Origin of the sequence: Paenibacillus faecis, assembly GCF_008084145.1 — a bacterium.
Taxonomy (GTDB): domain Bacteria; phylum Bacillota; class Bacilli; order Paenibacillales; family Paenibacillaceae; genus Fontibacillus; species Fontibacillus faecis.
On sequence record NZ_VSDO01000001.1, the window covers coordinates 1,026,878 to 1,041,353 of the forward strand.

The 14,476-nt window shown below is 53.2% G+C and carries 14 protein-coding genes; 3 read left to right on the top strand and 11 right to left on the bottom strand.

All coding sequences use genetic code 11. The annotated features are described in order from the left end of the window. Window positions 1-18: 18 nt before the first annotated feature. The 4 genes from FRY98_RS04730 to FRY98_RS04745 form a co-directional block, all read right to left on the bottom strand. Window positions 19-1,377, bottom strand: a complete 1,359-nt coding sequence (locus tag FRY98_RS04730; RefSeq protein ID WP_148451186.1) for a hemolysin family protein — start codon at window positions 1,375-1,377, stop codon at window positions 19-21. A gap of 32 nt (window positions 1,378-1,409) precedes the next feature. Further along, entirely contained in the window at window positions 1,410-2,549 is a 1,140-nt protein-coding gene (gene yfkAB / locus FRY98_RS04735) for a radical SAM/CxCxxxxC motif protein YfkAB (protein WP_148450566.1), read from the bottom strand. Window positions 2,550-2,646: 97 nt separating this feature from the next. Further along, complete coding sequence (locus FRY98_RS04740; RefSeq protein ID WP_148450567.1) at window positions 2,647-3,753, bottom strand: HD-GYP domain-containing protein; 1,107 nt, start codon at window positions 3,751-3,753, stop codon at window positions 2,647-2,649. Window positions 3,754-3,867: 114 nt separating this feature from the next. Next, window positions 3,868-5,310 (bottom strand): bifunctional metallophosphatase/5'-nucleotidase, encoded by a 1,443-nt coding sequence (locus tag FRY98_RS04745; RefSeq protein WP_420819696.1) that lies wholly within the window; start codon window positions 5,308-5,310, stop codon window positions 3,868-3,870. 142 nt (window positions 5,311-5,452) lie between these two features. Between FRY98_RS04745 and moaD the strand changes: the two genes are divergently transcribed. From moaD to FRY98_RS04760, 3 genes are all read left to right on the top strand, one after another. Beyond that, the gene (gene moaD / locus FRY98_RS04750) at window positions 5,453-6,187 is read left to right on the top strand and encodes a molybdopterin converting factor subunit 1 (protein ID WP_148450569.1); all 735 of its coding nucleotides are present in this window, start codon (window positions 5,453-5,455) and stop codon (window positions 6,185-6,187) included. A 94-nt stretch (window positions 6,188-6,281) separates the two neighbouring features. Beyond that, a complete protein-coding gene (locus FRY98_RS04755; protein WP_148450570.1) occupies window positions 6,282-7,331 on the top strand; it encodes an HD-GYP domain-containing protein in 1,050 nt (349 codons plus the stop codon). 78 nt (window positions 7,332-7,409) lie between these two features. Next, window positions 7,410-7,610, top strand: coding sequence for a hypothetical protein (locus FRY98_RS04760; RefSeq protein WP_225038298.1), 201 nt, complete (start codon window positions 7,410-7,412; stop codon window positions 7,608-7,610). Between the two features lie 121 nt (window positions 7,611-7,731). On the opposite strand, the gene FRY98_RS04765 is transcribed toward FRY98_RS04760, so the two are convergent. From FRY98_RS04765 to FRY98_RS04795, 7 genes are all read right to left on the bottom strand, one after another. Further along, on the bottom strand, window positions 7,732-8,223 hold the full coding sequence (locus FRY98_RS04765; RefSeq protein WP_170287028.1) for an AAA family ATPase: 492 nt from the start codon (window positions 8,221-8,223) through the stop codon (window positions 7,732-7,734). A gap of 154 nt (window positions 8,224-8,377) precedes the next feature. Beyond that, the gene (gene sufB / locus FRY98_RS04770) at window positions 8,378-9,775 is read right to left on the bottom strand and encodes a Fe-S cluster assembly protein SufB (protein WP_148450572.1); all 1,398 of its coding nucleotides are present in this window, start codon (window positions 9,773-9,775) and stop codon (window positions 8,378-8,380) included. Window positions 9,776-9,794: 19 nt separating this feature from the next. Beyond that, window positions 9,795-10,217, bottom strand: coding sequence for a Fe-S cluster assembly sulfur transfer protein SufU (gene sufU / locus FRY98_RS04775; RefSeq protein WP_148450573.1), 423 nt, complete (start codon window positions 10,215-10,217; stop codon window positions 9,795-9,797). Further along, window positions 10,217-11,431 carry a cysteine desulfurase gene (locus FRY98_RS04780; protein ID WP_148450574.1) on the bottom strand — a complete coding sequence of 405 codons (1,215 nt, stop codon included), beginning with the start codon at window positions 11,429-11,431 and terminating at the stop codon, window positions 10,217-10,219. Before FRY98_RS04780 ends, sufU begins: the two co-directional genes overlap by 1 nt. Further along, the gene (gene sufD, locus FRY98_RS04785; RefSeq protein ID WP_148450575.1) at window positions 11,428-12,729 is read right to left on the bottom strand and encodes a Fe-S cluster assembly protein SufD; all 1,302 of its coding nucleotides are present in this window, start codon (window positions 12,727-12,729) and stop codon (window positions 11,428-11,430) included. The genes FRY98_RS04780 and sufD overlap by 4 nt, the downstream gene beginning before the upstream one ends. 22 nt (window positions 12,730-12,751) lie before the next feature. After that, window positions 12,752-13,534 (bottom strand): Fe-S cluster assembly ATPase SufC, encoded by a 783-nt coding sequence (sufC, locus tag FRY98_RS04790; RefSeq protein WP_148450576.1) that lies wholly within the window; start codon window positions 13,532-13,534, stop codon window positions 12,752-12,754. 287 nt (window positions 13,535-13,821) lie between these two features. Beyond that, window positions 13,822-14,295 carry a Dps family protein gene (locus FRY98_RS04795; protein ID WP_148450577.1) on the bottom strand — a complete coding sequence of 158 codons (474 nt, stop codon included), beginning with the start codon at window positions 14,293-14,295 and terminating at the stop codon, window positions 13,822-13,824. Between the last annotated feature and the right edge of the window lie 181 nt (window positions 14,296-14,476).

The window sequence follows — 14,476 nt, forward strand, 5'->3', positions numbered from 1 at the left end:
ATCTGACGCCTCTTCCCTCTATTCCCCCGGCTCGAACTCCTGCTGTCCCTTGTCTGCGGGTTTTTCCTTCGTAATCTTCACCCGGGTGATCCGCAGGCGTCCCGCTTCCGCCACCTCAAGGGTGACGTTTCGGACGACCTTCTTCTTCCCTTTAACCGGCATGCCATCCAGCTCTTTGAACAGCCAGCCGCCGACGGAGTCCACCTCGTCGTCTTCGATGTCGATGCCGACCAGATCGTTGACGTCCTCCAGCAACATGCGCCCGTCGACCGAGTATACGCCATCAGCCAGCACTTCGACCTCAGGCAGCTCATCTTCAAATTCGTCATGCAGGTCGCCGACGATTTCCTCCAAAATCACTTCGACGGTCAACAGCCCGGCCGTTCCGCCATACTCGTCCACCACTAGGGTGAGTTGGGAGTGTTTTTTCTGCATCAACCGAAGAACATGGCTGACCTCCATCGACTCGGGCACGTTCAGAATCGGACGCACCATCTCCTCCAGCTTCAGGGGGCTGTCCGACTCGGGAAGCAGCAGGTCCGTAATATGCACGAACCCGATAATCTGGTCCTTGTCCTCCACCGCGACCGGATAGCGGGAATGCTTCGTTTCCGCAACAATCCGCATATTTTCCTCCCACGTCAGGTTCGTGTACAGACAGTCCATGTCCGTGCGGGGCAGCATCACTTCGCGGGCCAGCATGTCGGAGAAATCGAAGATGTTGTCCATCAGCTTCATCTCATCTTTGTCGATGACCCCGCTCTTGGCGCTCTGGTTCATCAGGATGCGGATCTCCTCCTCGGAGTGGGCCGCTTCCCCCTCACCCGCCGGTTCGATGCCGATGGCCCGGAGCATCGCGTTGGCCGCCGAATTCAACAGCCAAATGACCGGCAGAAACACCTTATAAAAAAACAGCAGCGGAGCCGACAGCCACAGGGAAGCCGCTTCGGATTTTTGAATCGCCAGCGACTTCGGCGCAAGCTCACCGATGACGATATGTAAAAAGGTGATGATGGCAAAGCCGACCGCAACCGAAACGGTGGAGATCAAAGTCGGATCGGACACGCCCATTTGATGCATCAGAGGCTCGATCAACAGCTCCGACACCGCCGGCTCCCCGACCCAGCCGAGCCCCAGCGAGGCCAGGGTAATTCCGAGCTGGGTCGCCGATAAATAAGCGTCGAGCTTCTTGTTGACTCGCAACGCGTAGACAGCGCGGCGGTTCCCTTCGCTCACCAGCTGCGTCAACCGGGATTGACGCACCTTGACGAGCGAGAACTCCGCCGCCACGAAGAAACCGTTCAAGAAGACCAGGATAAAAACGATCAAGAGATTCATAATGAGCTTGCCCCAATGAAACTCGGTATGTCCGTCAATGATGGCGTAGTGCATGTAAATTGCCCTCTTTTCTATAATGTGATCGCTTTACGGGATTTGAAATCGATGTCTTTGTAATACATGTCGGCGACAAGCAAATTCGGCCCGCAGCAACCCGCTGCATCGCAGTGGCAGTTTACTTTTTGATTCAAAGGATGGTTGTTCAGCCAGTCGTCAAAAATCGCATCGAGCCCCGTGTCCATCACGTTTCCAAACGCGGGAATAGCCGCGAAATCCGTCACGTACACATCTCCCGTGAACATATTGACGTTCACCCGGTTGCGGCCGTCCGGATCGTTTCGCACCGTGACGTTCGGCTCCCGGCGCAGGCGCCGCAGCAGCTCGGCATCCTCCGCGTTGCCGTTGCAGGCGAAGAACGGGAGCGTCCCGAACAGCATCCACACCTCGGGGTCCCGCGCGTCCAGCAGGGAGTGAATCGCCCGGCGCATATCCGCAAGCGGCAGCACCGGCAAGCCTTCGGCGAAATCGGCCGCGTACATCGGATGCACCTCGTGACGGCGGCAGCCCATCTCCAGAATCAGCCGGTGGATTTCCGGAAGCTTCGCATGGGTCCGGTAATTGATCATCGATTCGGCGGAAATAAACATGCCCGCCTCGCTTAATCTTGCCGCGTTCTCGATCATTTTATGATACATGCGGTAAGCGACGTCCGGATTCACCGCATGCCCGCTGCGCGCAAAACCCACTTCGTGAAAATCCCGCTCGCTCGTGTAGTTGAACGAAATATGCATCACGTCCAAGTAAGGCAGGAGCTTCTCATAGCGCTCATAGTCGAGCGTAAGATTGGAGTTGATCTGCGAGCGGATCCCTCTCGCCTTGGCATACTGAAGCAGCGGAACGATCACCTCGTCTACGGTTTGTTTACGGAAGGTCGGCTCCCCGCCCGTAATGCTGATCGTGCGCAAGTGCTCCACCCGGTCCAGGGCATCCAGCATCACCTTTAGCGGAATCATGTCCGGCTCTTTCATCACCAGGCTGTCGCCTACGGCACAGTGCTCACAGCGCATATTGCACAGATTCGTCACCGTCATTTCCACGCTCGTCAGCACATGCCGTCCGTATTCCCTCAGCGAGACGATCGGGTCCCACGGGTCATTGCTTGGCGTAATCTCCAAGTGCCTGCTTCTATTATGGTTCTCTAAATTCAACATTTACTCACCTTATTTCTTTTATTAACCTAAAAAAGAAGAAAATGCACCCGAACCGGTGCAGAATCTTCCTGTGATAGGCTTGCTAAGGAATCGGCCGTCAGACCGTCTTCTCCGTTTTGTTCTCCATTCTGTCCACCTTGGTAATGACGATGGACAACTGACTCAACAAATCAAGATCGTATGGCGATTTCAGCTCCGCGCCGTAGGGATCCGTAATAACCCGGATCACCGGTCGGTGCGGAATCTCCTTATGAATCTTAACCACCACGCCCTGCTCTCCCGTGCTTAACTTCACGGTCATGCCAAGCGGATAGATGGCCACATGGTCGCGGAACAATTCCAGCTTGGACTTCTCGTACCATTCTCCGCAGCCCGTGTACAGCACTTCCAGCGCTTGATCGGGGAGCATGGCCGGACGGTAGACCCGATGGGTCGTCATCGCGTCATAGGCATCCGTAATCGCAATCCAGCGGGCAAATTCGGAAATATTCTCCCCTTTCAAACCGCGCGGATAACCCGTGCCGTTGATCCGCTCATGGTGCTGATAAGCACAGTGAGCCGACTTTAACGGGATTCCCGGCTCATCCTTGAGCATTTGAAAACCGATAACCGGATGCCGCTTGATCTGTTCGAACTCCTCATCCGTCAACCGTGAAGGTTTGTTCAGCAGGTCCAGGGGGAGCTTGGTCTTACCGATATCGTGAAGCATCGCGCCCAAACCGAGCAGCGTCAATTCTTCCTTGCTGTACCCGTAAATTTGTCCGAGCAAAAGCGTATAAACGCATACGTTGAGCGAATGCCGGTATAAATAGTGATCCATGCTGTTGATGTTCATCATCATGATCATGGCATCTTCGCGGGAACTCAGATCGTCCATAATGGATTCCACGAGGCCCGTAAAAGTCTTGCCCATATAAGGGTAAATAAGTCCTTTCATCGTCGGCTCCGTCAGCTTCCGAAAGCTGGTGCGGATTTCCTGCAGCGCCTTCCGGCGGGTCTCGTCTTCAATCAGGTCCTGAATGACCACATCCTCCGTCCGCGCATCGGCCACATAAACATAATCCAATCCGTGGGCCCGCAAACGGCGGATAATCGCTTCGCTTAACTCAGCATTCTCCGACAGCAGAATAATTCCATCTTCGTTGTATATCTTTTTTCCGAGCTTCATTCCGGGCTGTAAGGAGCTCACTGGGATAAGGCGCACAAAAAACCACTTCCGTCTCTCATTGTTTGCTGTTTCTCTAAGTAGTCAAGGGGTGATGAAAAAACTTCTATTTATTATAGAATAGATTACCGTAATAGGAAATGCTTACAGCGTCTAATTCGCACTTTTTTTCCACCTTGGCAGAAAACAGGTTTCCACCGCTCCCGTCGTCTGCAGTTCCATCCTCAACAGATCCCGTAAAAAATCCGGAAGCATATACTCGGTCCCGGTCCCGTTCTTCAATCGTTCATACCCGATCCCGAACGTAAACATATCCAGGGTTCCGACCAGATAGTCTTTATCGGGCTCAACCGGGACTCCCTGAACACGGGCTTCGATGATTTTATGAAAAGGCTCGGCATCGGCCTCATACCTAATCTCCATTCCGTCCACGCAGATGCCGCCGAGCACCTTTCCCCGGAAGCCGTATCCGTAAACCGCCTTGTTCGCCGTTTCATCCAGCAACGATTGCTCCAAGCTGTACAAAATATCCTTTCCTTTCAAACGCATCCGGCAAGGATTAATCGGAGAAGGGCAGCGCTCATGCAGCATGCCTTCACTGATTTCCCCCGCGGGGAGATCCATCAGCAATTGGCCGCTGTTGACGATGGCCAGGTCCGCTCCGGTGTATCTTCGCACCGCCTGGGCCAGCAAGTTGCCGAACGGCGATTCCTCGGTATAGCCGATCGGCAGCGGCCGATCATTGACCGCGACGGTTCGGTCCAAGCGCCGCTTGGCTCCCAGCTTGTGAATGGAGATCGCCTTCTCGATACGCTCATTGGCCGCCCCCTCCCGGACCGGAAGACAATGACCCTCCACCATCATCGGTCTGCCTGCGGGTGCGGAACTTTTGCGGAACACGATTCGGCCCAGGTACTGTCCGAATTTTCCCGCCGCCGTAATCGCGGTGTTCCCGACCCATAGCGGCTCCTCCAATAAATGATGGGTATGACCGCCGATAATCAGATCGATGCCGGAAATCGATTCCGCCAGTTCTTTATCCATCGGTAGACCAAGATGGGACATTACGATAACGAGGTCGACCTGTGGCCGCAGCCGTTTTACCGACGCCGCAATCGTAATGCGGGGGTCCAGAGCCTCCACACCCAGCAGCTTGTAAAAATCCGGGTAAGAAGCGGTAGCTCCCACAAGTCCTATAGTGAACCCTCCACGGCGGAGAACAAGATGCTCCTTCGCCCATTTTGGAAGTTCTCCCGTGGCGAGATCGCGCAGATTGCCGCACACCACGGGGCACAGCAGCCCCGCATAAGCCTGTGCCAGCAGGTCCGGGGTGAACGTCAAACCTTCATTGTTCCCGACCGTGATCGCATCGTAGCCGGTCAGGTTCAAGATATCCACATTCGCCTGCCCCAAGGTTCCTTCCGTTTCGGGGGCGGCCCGATCCATATGATCCCCGATGTCCAGCAACAGCAAGGAAGTATCGGGAATGCCGCGCTGCTCGTCAATCATACCGGCGATCCGTCCCATCGCCCCGAAGTGGCTATGCAAATCATTGGTATATATCACGGTTAGCGTTTCCTGGTCCGTCTCCGGCAGCATGTTGGGCCTCCTTGTTGTCATAAAATTGACGCAATACTGACACTTAATTATAAAGAATATTATATACCTTACGTTTACGTATTGTCTTCCTTATATGATATATTAAAAGAGCTTAAAATCCATTCCGAGGTGAAGTAACATGGAGCTTCAAATTTCATTATTTGCGGGCCTGGCCGACCGGATCGGAACGTCAAGCCTCCGGTTTGCCTGCGAGGAAGCCGCGCTTACCGCCGGAAGGCTGAAACAGCTGCTGGCCGAAGCGTACCCTGCCGCCGCCTCCCTGATCGACGTTTCCTTTGTCGCCGTTAACCAGGAATACGCCGCCGGAGACAGCCCCATCGCCGAACATGACGAAGTGGCGCTGATTCCGCCCGTCTCGGGGGGAGAAGATCCGAAGGAACGAACCGGCAGCGAGTCCGAAGACGGGATGTTCGCCATCACCGAAAGCTCGCTATCCATCGATCGCATCTCCCATAAAGTGATTACCGCCAATCATGGAGCCACCTTAACATTTATCGGCACAACTCGCGAAATGACGGAGGGGCGCCGGACGATTCATCTGGAGTACGAAGCTTACGTTCCCATGGCCCTGGCCAAATTGCGGCAAATTGGCGCCGAAATCGGCGAGAAATGGCCCGGAACCCGCTGCGCCATCAGTCACCGGATCGGGAGGGTCGACATCGCCGAAGCCAGCGTAGTCATCGCCGTCTCTTCGCCGCACCGCGCAGCCTGCTACGAAGCCAGCCGTTACGCTATCGAGCGGCTTAAGCAGATCGTTCCGATCTGGAAGAAGGAAGCCTGGGAAGACGGCAGCGAATGGAAAGGCCACGGATTGGGACCCTGGGATCCTTCGGCTCCGGGAACATTTTCCTAATTCCAAGGCCTTTTGTCTTATCAAGAGCATTGTCAACCCAATTATTCCCTGCTATGATTAAGAAAAAATGCAGATTAACGAGGTGTCAATGTCCTTGAAAGTACATATTATGGATCTCAGTCCCGGCGACCGGCTAGAAGCCGACGTATTCAACAACTTTGGTGTTCTTGTTCTTCAGAAGGATAAAGAGCTGACCAACGACGCAATTGTCAAACTGATGCAGCATGGAATTGATTATGTCGACGTTTCTCCCCAAACCGCCAAAGCTCAGACCGCGGCCGCGAGGCAGCAGATCCCGGAGCATGTACTTAAAGTTCAGCCTTACTTTGATGAAGCGGTGGACGGGTTTGAGTCGATTTTCTTGGAAGCGTTGTCCAATGGCACCTTTGACGAGGAGAAGATCAATCAGCTGCTTACGCCGATGATGAACGAACTGATCGCCCAAAAAGACGTGGTTTCCCTGCTCTTGCTGTTAAATGACAGCGACAATTATACATATAACCATTCCTTGCAGGTGGGAATGCTTTCTTATTATATCGCTTCCTGGCTGGGCTATCCTAAAGAGGAAGCTTTTGCGGCGGGAAAGGCGGGGTACTTGATCGATATCGGTAAAAGCCTCGTTCCCCAAGAAATACTACATAAACCCGGCAAATTGACCCCGGAGGAATTTGAGGAAGTCAAGCGCCACACGACATACGGCCACGACATTATTTTGAAATCGACCGGAGACGAATTGTCGGCCCTCGTCGCTTTGCAGCATCATGAGCGGGAGGACGGCAGCGGATATCCGAAAGGCTTGCGCAGTTCGGAGATTCATCCGTACGCCAAAATAGCCGCTGTCGCCGACGTGTATAGTGCAATGACCTCGAACCGGGTCTATCAAAGCAAACAGGAATTCCTGACCGTATTGCGGGAGCTTAACAGCCTCAGTTTCGGAAAACTGAGCCCCGAGCCGACCCAGGCGCTGATCCGCCACCTGCTTCCGAATTTCATCGGCAAGCGGGTGCTGCTGAGTTCCGGCGAGATGGGATCGATCGTGATGACGAACCAGACCGATTTCTTCCGGCCGCTCGTCCAAACCGACACCCGATTTGTCGACCTGTCCAAAGAGAAAGAAACTTCGATTTCGGAAGTCTATATGTGAGACAAACCCAATAAAATGATTAAAAAAACAGCCCGTTCATCCGATATAGATAGAAGTGAGATCAGGAAGGTGGCTGAAATGAACATCATGCATGAGTTAAAAATGGCAGTTACATTGGAACACCAGGTCGTCCTGACATTGGAAAACGGAGATTCGGTCGTCGGATTGCCCAAATGGTCCTCTCATCCCGAGAAAGTACAGGTCCGCACGATCGAAGGAGCGGTATGGCTGATGCTGGATGAAATCAAGCATGTCACTAGAATTATTCCGTTCCAGTAATAAAGTACATAATTTTCCAGACACGCAAACACGTGTCCGTCTGCGAACCCGCCCTCGCAAACGGACGCGTGTTTTAATTTTGCCGAAATAACCGATGTTCTCTCTGACAAATCCGATGATACTATTCGTTTGATTTTGCCCAGCTTGATATCATTTTCACCGAATCTACAACCGAAAATTTCGATGTATCGATAACGGGAGTGGGTGGTTTTGATTCTCGAGCTTGCACAAGCAATCGTTCGGCAAACTGATGATAATGGTATATATTTTGCTTGTTCCAAGGTCCTCCCCTAGCCAACAGCCGTTGCATCCGGGCTTCAAGACTACAGTGAAGATGAAGATATTTTATGTTGCTAAAATAGCGGATGCGGTCACAAATTTGTATATTGTATGGTGAAGGAACATTTCCGAACAAAATAGTTTTCCTGCCATACTTGGCGAGCTGATAGGCTATTCTTATCCAATTGTTACAAGCTGTCTGATAGTCGTCGTGATTCACAATCAAATCCATATCGAACACTGTGAAATCATGCATCCGTTTTCCAAGCTCTTGGGATATGGTAGTTTTTCCGGAACCGCTGCAGCCCGTTACTATAAAAAGAGGTATATTCATTTTAGGACTCACCCTTTCATGTTCAAACTCTAGCTCCTTTCTTCTACTAGAATATGATAAAAAATAATAGTGGTTTGGACAAAGCATAACAAAAAAAGAATCCGCAGAAAAATTCTGCGGATTCCGTATATGGCCTCATCGGTTGAAACTTACTTTACCCGATGCTGCCTTCCATCTCGAACTTGATCAAGCGGTTCATTTCCACCGCGTATTCCATCGGCAGCTCCTTGGTGAACGGTTCGATAAAGCCCATAACGATCATTTGCGTCGCTTCGGCTTCGGACAACCCGCGGCTCATCAGGTAGAAGAGCTGTTCCTCGGAAACCTTCGATACGGTAGCCTCATGCTCCAGTACGATGTTGTCGTTCATAATCTCGTTGTAAGGAATCGTATCGGATGTCGATTCATTATCCAGAATCAAGGTGTCGCACTTGATGTTGGATTTCGCGCCTTCCGCTTGGCGTCCGAAGGAAGCCAGGCCGCGGTAGGTCACTTTGCCTCCATGCTTACTGATCGACTTGGAGACGATCGTCGACGTCGTATCCGGTGCCAGATGAATCATCTTCGCCCCGGCGTCTTGATGCTGGCCTTTGCCCGCAACCGCGATCGACAGCACGCTGCCTTTCGCTCCGCGGCCTTTCAGCACAACCGCCGGATATTTCATCGTCAGCTTGGAGCCGATATTTCCGTCAACCCATTCCATCGTCGCGTTTTCTTCCGCAACCGCACGCTTGGTAACGAGGTTGTAGATGTTCGGTGCCCAGTTTTGGATCGTCGTATAGCGGACGCGCGCGTTCTTCTTACAGATGATTTCCACCACGGCGCTATGCAGGGAGTTCGTGCTGTAGATCGGCGCCGTGCAGCCTTCCACGTAGTGTACGAAGCTGTCCTCGTCGGCGATGATCAGCGTACGCTCGAACTGTCCCATGTTCTCCGAGTTAATCCGGAAGTAGGCCTGCAGCGGCACTTCGCATTTTACGCCCTTCGGCACATAAATGAAGCTGCCGCCGGACCATACGGCGCTGTTCAGGGCGGCAAACTTGTTGTCCGCCGGCGGAATCACCGTACCGAAATATTCGCGGAAAATTTCCGGGTGTTCCTTCAAAGCCGTATCGGTATCCATGAAGATAACGCCTTGGTCTTCAAGGTCCTTCTGCATGCTGTGATAAACGACTTCGGATTCATACTGCGCGGATACGCCGGCCAAAAACTTCTGCTCGGCTTCGGGAATCCCCAGCTTGTCGAAGGTTTCCTTAATTTCGGCAGGAACCTCTTCCCATGTTTTCCCCTGCTTCTCCGACGGTCTAACATAGTATTGAATATCGTTAAAATCCAGCTCATCCAAATCTCCGCCCCAACGCGGGAGCGGCATCTTTTCGAACTGTTCCAGGGATTTCAGCCGGAAGTTCAGCATCCATTCCGGTTCTTCCTTAATACGGGAAATTTCCGTGACGATTTCGCGGGTCAAGCCTTTCCCCGTCTGGAAAACCGCCTTGTGCTCATCCCGGAAGCCATATTTGTACTCTTCCAACTCAGGCGCCTTCTTAGCCATGCTGCATTACCTCCTTAAGTTATGATCCTTCGTTGATCCCTTTTTTCAGGGCGTTCCACGCCAGCGTCGCACACTTGATGCGGGCGGGAAATTTATTGACGCCGGACAAGGCTTCGATATCCTCGTAATCGTCGAATTCCGCGGGCTCCCCCTTCATCAAGGAAGAAAAACGCTCCGCGAGTTCCATCGCTTCTTCAAAGGTCCGCCCCTTGACCGCCTCCGTCATCATCGAGGCGGAAGACATACTGATCGAGCAGCCTTCTCCCGTAAAACGGGCGTCCTTGACGATGCCGTCTTCCACTTTCAGTTGCAGCGAAATGCGGTCTCCGCAGGTCGGGTTGTTCAGGTCGACCGTCAGGCCGCCATCTTCGAACTTTCCGCGGTTGCGCGGGTTTTTATAATGATCCATAATAACGCGGCGGTATAAATCGTCCAATTGCATTACGCGAAGTACTCCTTTGTTTGGATTAAAGCTTCCGCCAAACGATCGATGTCCTGCTCCGTATTATACAAGTACAGACTCGCTCTTGCCGTCGCACTGGCCTCAAGCCAGCGCATCAGCGGCTGACAGCAATGATGGCCCGCCCGGATCGCGATACCCTGCGAGTCCAGCACGGTAGCCACATCATGGGGATGCACATCAAGCAGATTGAACGTCAGCAGCCCGACCTCACGTTGGCGCGGTCCGTAGAGCGTAACGCCCTCGATCTCCGACAACCGCTCGATGGCATAAGCCGCGAGCCGGGTTTCATGCCGGTGGATCTCATCCATCCCGATGCTTTCCAGGAAATCGATCGCTGCCGCCAGACCCACCGCTCCGGCGATGATCGGCGTACCGCCTTCGAATTTCCACGGAAGCTCCTTCCAGGTGGACTCGTACAGGCCGACATCGTCGATCATTTCACCGCCGAACTCGATCGGTTCCATCGATTCCAGCAGATGCTTCTTACCATATAGTACCCCAATCCCGGTCGGAGCGCACATCTTATGTCCGGAGAAGGCGTAAAAATCGCAATCTAAATCCCGGACATTCACCTTCATGTGCGGGGTGCTTTGCGCCCCGTCGACGACCATGACCGCGCCGTGTCGATGGGCGATTTCCGCCATCTCCTTCACCGGATTAACCACGCCGAGCACGTTGGACACGTAGTTGGTGGCGACGATTTTCGTTTTGTCGGTCACCGTCTTCTCCACATCCTCAATGGCGATATGGCCGTCCGGTTGGAGCGGAATGAATTTCAGCGTCGCCCCGGTTTTCAGCGCGAGCTGCTGCCACGGAATCAGGTTGCTGTGGTGTTCCATTTGCGTAATGACGATTTCGTCCCCGGCGCCTACGGCCGATGGGCCGTAGGAGGAGGCGACCAGGTTCAGCGCGGTCGTCGTACCGCGGGTAAAAATAATCTCCTCGGTCCGCGCCGCCCCGATAAACCGGGCCACCTTCTCCCGGGCTCCCTCATAGGCATCCGTCGCCCGGCTGCCCAACGTATGAACGCCGCGGTGCACGTTGGCGTTATCGTATTCGTAATATCGCTGGAGCGCCTCAAGCACGACCCGCGGCTTCTGGGAAGTCGCCGCGCTGTCGAGGTAAACGAGCGGATGGCCGTTGATTTCCTGATTCAGAATCGGAAATTGCTCCTTGATCAGCTCCGCGTTCATTGGCCTAACTTCCTTTCCACCAGGCCCTGCAATTGTTCCTGCAGCTGCTCCAGCGGAATGTCGGAAACGACCGGAGCGAGGAAACCATAGATGATCAAACGCTCAGCCTGCTCGCGGGTAATCCCGCGGGACATCAGATAGTAAATTTGCTCCTGGTTCACTTGACCGACGGACGCGGCGTGACCCGCCGTGACATCATCCTCGTCGATCAACAGAATCGGATTGGCGTCCCCGCGCGCTTTCGGGCTCAGCATCAACACTTTTTCGGTCTGCTCGCCGTTCGCTTTCGTTGCGCCCTTTTCAATTTTCGTAATCCCGTTAATAATCGCAGTCGCCTGCTCGCGCATGACGGCCCGCGTGATCATTTGGCTATCCGAGCTCTTGCCGAAGTGAATCGCTTTGGTCGTGTAGTTCAGCTTTTGGGAGCCGGAACCGACCGCGATCACTTTCGCGTCGGACAGAGAGCCGTTGCCTTTAAGAATCGACAGCGTTTCGCTCACGGAATCTCCGGCATTCATTTCGCCGACGATCCACTCGATGCTGCCGTCATTGTCGATCACGGCGCGGCGATGGATCAGATCCGTCGTTTGCTCGTTGAGATGGTGCACCGTAGCGAATTGAACCTTCGCTCCGGCCTTGACGAAGACTTCCGCCGCTCCGTTATGAACGATCTTGCTTTCATAGGAACCGGAAATGTAGTTATCGACGTAAGTGACGCGGCTGTTGCTCTCGGCCACAATCAATACGTGCGGAGCAAAAGAGGCCGACGGGTCGTCGATCAGAAAGATGCTTTGCAGCGGAATTTCCACTTCGACATTTTTCGGAACATACAGGAAGACCCCGCCGTTCCAAAGCGCGGCATGCAAGGCGGTCAGCCGGTTCTCCTCCGGCTTCACCGCCGTATGCAGGTACGTTTTAACCAGATCGCCATGTTCGCGCACAGCGGTTTCCAGATCGGTAAAAATAACGCCTTTCGCCGCCAAATCGGCGGACAACCGGGTGTAAACGACCGAGCTGTTGTGTTGGACAAGCAGGTTGCTGTCCTCTTTCAAATCGACCAGGGATGCGACTTGGGCAGGCAGTTCCTGCGACCGGGCCGGCTGGCCCGAACGGAAAGCTCCGAAATGGCTCAGGTCCCAGCGTTCCAGCTTCGTCTTCTCCAGCTTCGGCAGTTCAAGCTCCGCGGCGAGCCGGAGGCCCCCCACGCGGCTTTCGGTCAACCAAGCCGGTTCCCCGTTGCCCGCGGAAATGCTCTGCAGTGTATTCGGTTCTACCGGAAGAACGGTTTGAGTTGTCATCTTTGGGTTCTCCTCCTTCCGCTTAGGCTTCTTGTCCTACGGTTTCGTCCACAATGCCGAGTTCTTCCTTAACCCAGTCGTAACCGTCGCGTTCCAAACGTTCCGCCAGTTCCGGACCGCCGGATTTGACGATGCGGCCTTGCATCATGACATGGACGTAATCCGGTGTAATATAGTTAAGCAAACGCTGATAGTGCGTAATGATCAAGAAACCGCGCTCTTCGCTGCGCATCGAGTTTACGCCGTTCGCTACGATCCGCAAGGCGTCGATGTCGAGACCGGAGTCGATTTCGTCAAGGACGACGATTTTCGGATCGAGCAGCATCATCTGCAGAATTTCGTTCCGCTTTTTCTCCCCGCCGGAGAAACCTTCGTTCAGATAACGGTGGGCAAACTCGGGATTCATTTCAAGTTCCTTCATTTTGCCTTCCATTTGGCGGATAAATTTGATCAGCGATACCTCATTGCCCTCGCCGCGGCGAGCATTGATCGCGCTGCGAAGGAAGTCGGAATTCGTTACGCCGGCAATTTCGCTCGGATACTGCATCGCCAGGAACAAGCCGGCGCGGGCGCGTTCGTCAACTTCCATGTCAAGGACGTCTTCGCCGTCCAGCGTAACCTTCCCGTCCGTAACTTCATACTTCGGATGCCCCATCAACGCGGAAGCCAGCGTACTTTTCCCCGTCCCGTTCGGACCCATGATCGCGTGGATTTCCCCGCCCTTTATCTCAATATTGATCCCTTTCAGAATCTCCTTGCCTTCGATTGTCGCTTTAAGTCCTTCCACAACGAAATGTGTAGCCATTTTTTTTGCTCCCTCCATTAGTCGTTAATTTCCAACCTTTTTCTGAACTGAAGTCATTATATCATAACAACTATCAATTTAGAATCATTCTAAATAATAATTATTAGACTAGCGTGTCCTAATGATTCTCACTGATTCTCATTACATTCTAACCTACTTTTTTGCCTGAATCAACGTACAAGGGTATATCCCATATGCCGGTCCCTAAACTAAGCCCTTCCCATAAGAAAAGGGCCCGGCCCCATCGGCCAAAGCCCTTTCAAAGCATGTCCGTTGCCTAACCTAGTTTAGCCCAGGTAGGAACGGAGCATCCACATATGTTTTTCGAGTTCGCCTTTGAATCCGGTCAGCAGATCGCTGGTTGCTTCATCGCCTTCCTTGTCGGCCAGCTCGATCCCTTCCTGGAACGATTCCGACAGGGTGGCGAAATCCTCGATCAGGTTTTGCACCATCGTATTCGGATCTTCCTTCCCGGTAGCCTCCTGGATGGTGGCAAGCTCCAAGTACTCCTTCATCGTCGCGGCCGGACTGCCTTTGATCGTCAACAGCCGTTCCGCGATCGCATCCATTTTTTCACTGATTTCATTATATAGCTCCTCAAATTTAACATGGAGGGTGAAGAAGTTGTCCCCCTTCACATACCAGTGATAATTGTGGATTTTCACATAAAGGACATTCAGGTTGGCAACCTGTTCGTTAAGAACCTGCTCCAAACCGGATTTTTTCGTTTTTCCGGAAGTCTTCGAGTCCGTTTTAGCCATCATAAACCCTCGCTTTCGATAAGGTATTAAACGCCGATCATTGTTGATTTACCCGTACCGGTAAAGGTCGAAACAAACGAATCGTACCGGCTTCATTATGCCCCGTTCCTGGAAAAAGAAATACGAAGGTTTTCAATGTGAGGGAACGTCCGCGGCGACTGTCATTTCCCCGCCCGGATCG

Bases quoted from the DNA above. Each gene is read 5' to 3' on its own strand.
- sufB (WP_148450572.1), bottom strand. From the start codon at position 9,775: ATGGCTAAGAAGGCGCCTGAGTTGGAAGAGTACAAATATGGCTTCCGG.
- sufD (WP_148450575.1), bottom strand. From the start codon at position 12,729: ATGACAACTCAAACCGTTCTTCCGGTAGAACCGAATACACTGCAGAGC.
- sufU (WP_148450573.1), bottom strand. From the start codon at position 10,217: ATGCAATTGGACGATTTATACCGCCGCGTTATTATGGATCATTATAAA.
- FRY98_RS04780 (WP_148450574.1), bottom strand. From the start codon at position 11,431: ATGAACGCGGAGCTGATCAAGGAGCAATTTCCGATTCTGAATCAGGAA.
- FRY98_RS04760 (WP_225038298.1), top strand. From the start codon at position 7,410: ATGAACATCATGCATGAGTTAAAAATGGCAGTTACATTGGAACACCAG.
- sufC (WP_148450576.1), bottom strand. From the start codon at position 13,534: ATGGCTACACATTTCGTTGTGGAAGGACTTAAAGCGACAATCGAAGGC.
- FRY98_RS04795 (WP_148450577.1), bottom strand. From the start codon at position 14,295: ATGGCTAAAACGGACTCGAAGACTTCCGGAAAAACGAAAAAATCCGGT.
- FRY98_RS04765 (WP_170287028.1), bottom strand. From the start codon at position 8,223: ATGAATATACCTCTTTTTATAGTAACGGGCTGCAGCGGTTCCGGAAAA.
- yfkAB (WP_148450566.1), bottom strand. From the start codon at position 2,549: ATGTTGAATTTAGAGAACCATAATAGAAGCAGGCACTTGGAGATTACG.
- moaD (WP_148450569.1), top strand. From the start codon at position 5,453: ATGGAGCTTCAAATTTCATTATTTGCGGGCCTGGCCGACCGGATCGGA.